Here is a 3,296-nt window from a genome sequence, read left to right as displayed (position 1 = left end):
GAAAAAGATCTGTCAACCAACCCACTATCCGTTAACCGGCTCTCCGGGGACACGGTTCGGGCTGCAGCGTGAGGTTCACGCACAAGCGCTGAGCACGGATGGATGCTGTCTGCATCTCGGTGGGGGAAGGCGGAGCGGCGATGCGGGTACTCAAGAGCGACAGCGGATATGTCCTGGAGGGCGACTGGGACGGGCAGGACGCGGTGAACGCGTTTCTCAACCATTTGGCGGGACGGGGGTTCAGCGCGGCCACGGTGCGGGCCTACGCATTCGACGTCGCCAATTTGAGCCGGTTCCTCGTCCAGCAAGCGGTCGGGCTCGCCGCGGTCGATGCGCCGTTGGTGTTCGACTGGATCGACTGGCAAGGCGTCCGCCGAACGGACCAGCCCACCGGCGGTCACCGCTCGTCGACCCCGCCGGCAGCTTCGACGGTGAACCGCCGGGTCGCGGCAGTGCGCGCGTTATTCGAGTATCTGGTGATGACCGGTGTCTGCACCGACAATCCGGTGCCGTCGCCGCGGCGGGGACAGGGGCTGCGCCAGTCGCAGCGGGGGTTGCTCGGTCATCTGGGTCCCGGGCGTGCACGCAGTGGCGGTAGGTTGGTGCGTCAGCCGCAGCGTCTTCCGGAATCGTTGTCCACCAACGATGTCGACGCGTTCCTGGCGACACTGGCAACGCACCGGGACCGGGCGATGGTGCTGGTGATGCTACTCGGAGGGCTGCGTTCGGCCGAGGCGCGTGGCCTGCTGCTCGCCGACGTCGATATGGGCCGGCGCCGGCTTCGGGTGATCGGCAAGGGCGGCAAGGAACGTCATGTCCCGGTCGATGCGGCGTTCTTCACCGAGCTCGCCGCCTACCTGCGATGGGAGCGGCCGCCGGGGTTGGCGACGCCGCAGTGCTTCGTAGTGCTGCGCGGCCCGACGACCGGTGCACCGGTCAGCGAGGCCGGGCTGCGCAGCCTGTTCCGTCGGCACCGGGAGACCTCTGGCGCCACAAGAGTCCGCCCGCACCGTTTACGGCATACCTACGGCACCGAATTGTCGGCGGCCGGAATCGATCTGCTGGCGTTGCGGGCGTTGATGGGGCATGTCTCGCCGGAGACCACGGCCCGCTACGTGCATTTGTCGATCGAGCAGCTCGCCGCCGAATACGGTGCTGCTCGTGCGACGTTGGCCGGAGCCCGGCAGTGACCACGGTGTTGGTCGGCCAACCCGTAGGCGCCGACGAGGTGGTGGCGGATTATCTCGACCACGTCGCCACCCTGGGTTTGAGCGGGCGGGCGGTACGCGACCGGATTCGGATCGCTCGCGACTTCACCGCACGCCACCGCGACCTGCACGCCTGGATGACGCTGCCGGCAGCCGAGCGGATCGCCGAGATACGGGACACCGGGGCGTGGCCGCTGATCTGTCACACGATCGGCACCGGCCGGTTACGGCTGGACGTCGAGCTGGCCGCGGTCAAACAGTTGACCGGGCTGGGCCGCGCAGTGGAGGACCGGGATCCGAGCGGATTCGCCGCGTTGCGGAATGCGGGAATTCGGTTGGGCTGGAGGAGTTCCTGGGTCGAGACGGTCCTCGGCGAATGTCTGGCGGTAGTGCTGGCACACCACGGCGGAATGGTCGCCGACCTGACCGGCGACGCGCTCGACGACTTCGACGCCGCGCTGTCACGTACCGTGGTGCCGCCATCGTCGCGGCGGGCATACAGGGGGCGGCTGGCCAGCCTGCGGCAGCTGTTGTTCGAGACCGCGGTCATCGACACCGCGCCGAAACGCCGGCGGTGGGCCCGTAGCCTCGAGCAGCGCTTCACCGAGGTGGAGATGCCCGACCCGATCCGTCAGACGTTGCTGCGCTACATCGGCGTGCGCGCGGCGGTGCTGCGGCCCAAATCGGTCGAGTCGCTGATCAACGACCTGCTGCCCTTCGCCGAATACCTCACCGCTCACCATCCCGACGTCATCAGCCTGCGTGAACTCGACCGGAGCTGCATCGAGGGCTACCTGAAATGGAATCGCACCCGGGGCTGGCGTGGTCAGCGCGCCGCCGCGGGCGCCGGGCGCACCGTCTCGGCCGCGGTGGCCCAGTCGGCAGTGCTCAGTCTGCGCAACCTGCTCGACGACATCACCGCCTGGGGCTGGGCGCAGGCCCCACCACGGCGGTTGGTATTCGCCGCCGACGTCCCCAAACTCGACCAGCCGTTGCCACGCGCGCTAGCACCCGATGTGGACGCGGCAGTGATGAACGCCGTTGCCCACCTGCAGGATCCGTTCGCCCGCATCGGCCTGACCGTGCTGCGTGGTGCCGGCCTGCGGGCGGGGGAACTGCTCGACCTCGAACTGGGCAGCATCATCGACTACGGACCGGCCGGAACCTGGCTGAAGGTGCCACTGGGCAAGCTCGCCACCGAACGCATGGTCCCGCTCTCCGCCGCGACCCTCGCCGCGCTCGACGAGTGGGTCGCCCTCCGCGGCACGCACCGGCCGCTGCCGCACCCACGCACCGGCGTGCTCACCGACTTTCTGTTCACCCGGCACGGACGCCGCCTGGGCTACACCCGGCTGCGCAACGGGCTGCTCACCGCCGCTGAATCCGCCGGGTTGCACCGTCCCGACGGCGGCGTCCTGATGGTCACTCCACATCAGTTGCGCCACACCTGGGCCACCGAACTCGCCAACGCCGGGATGAGTCTGCAGGCCTTGATGTCCTTACTCGGGCACGTCACTCCACAAATGACGATCCGCTACGCCACCCTGGCCTCGCCCACCCTGCGCGCGGCCTACGACGAAGCGATGGGCAAGATGCGCCGCCAGTTCACCCTCACCCCGGTCGGCAAACCGATCCTGCCCGACAAGGTCGGCTGGCTGCACAGTGAAATGCTGAAAACCCGCGTTGCACACGGATACTGCGCTCGCCACGAATCCGCGGGCGCGTGCCCTTATGCCAACATCTGCGAAACCTGCGACAACTACGTCACCGCCCCCGAATTCCGCGACACGCTCACCGACCAACTCGCCGACGTCCAGGCCCTCAGAACCGACGCCGAGTGCCGCGGCTGGACCGACGAAGCCGCCCGCCACGACGCGTCGCCCACGCCCTTACCGACCACCTCCAGCGCCTCGATCGATGAACATCCCACCCCGACGGGTTGACCCGCCCCCGAGGGCCGGATAATGGAGCGATTCAACAAGGAAATCAAACGCCGCACCGACGTCGTCGGCGTGTTCCCCAACCGCGACGCGCTGTTACGGCTCGCCGGCTCGGTACTCGTTGAACAACACGACGAATGCAGGTCGC

1 protein-coding gene and 2 pseudogenes are annotated in these 3,296 nt (G+C 68.2%); all 3 read left to right on the top strand.

The annotated features are described in order from the left end of the window. The first annotated feature begins 140 nt into the window (after positions 1-140). Complete coding sequence (locus NF20_RS11695; RefSeq protein ID WP_007172498.1) at positions 141-1,190, top strand: tyrosine-type recombinase/integrase; 1,050 nt, start codon at positions 141-143, stop codon at positions 1,188-1,190. Continuing rightward, positions 1,187-3,129: pseudogene (locus NF20_RS11690) on the top strand (tyrosine-type recombinase/integrase). Before NF20_RS11695 ends, NF20_RS11690 begins: the two are co-directional and overlap by 4 nt. A 43-nt stretch (positions 3,130-3,172) precedes the next feature. Then, positions 3,173-3,296 (top strand): annotated as a pseudogene (locus NF20_RS26285) (transposase); the annotation flags it as partial.

It is taken from the genome of Mycobacterium sp. MAC_080597_8934 (assembly GCF_000523975.1).
Classification (GTDB): Bacteria; Actinomycetota; Actinomycetes; order Mycobacteriales; family Mycobacteriaceae; genus Mycobacterium; species Mycobacterium avium.
Note: the sequence above shows the minus strand (reverse complement) of the source record. Positions and strands in the feature narration are given on the sequence as shown.

What these genes read in the sequence shown, in the direction of transcription:
- NF20_RS11695 (WP_007172498.1), top strand. Translation starts at nt 141, where the DNA reads ATGCGGGTACTCAAGAGCGACAGCGGATATGTCCTGGAGGGCGACTGG.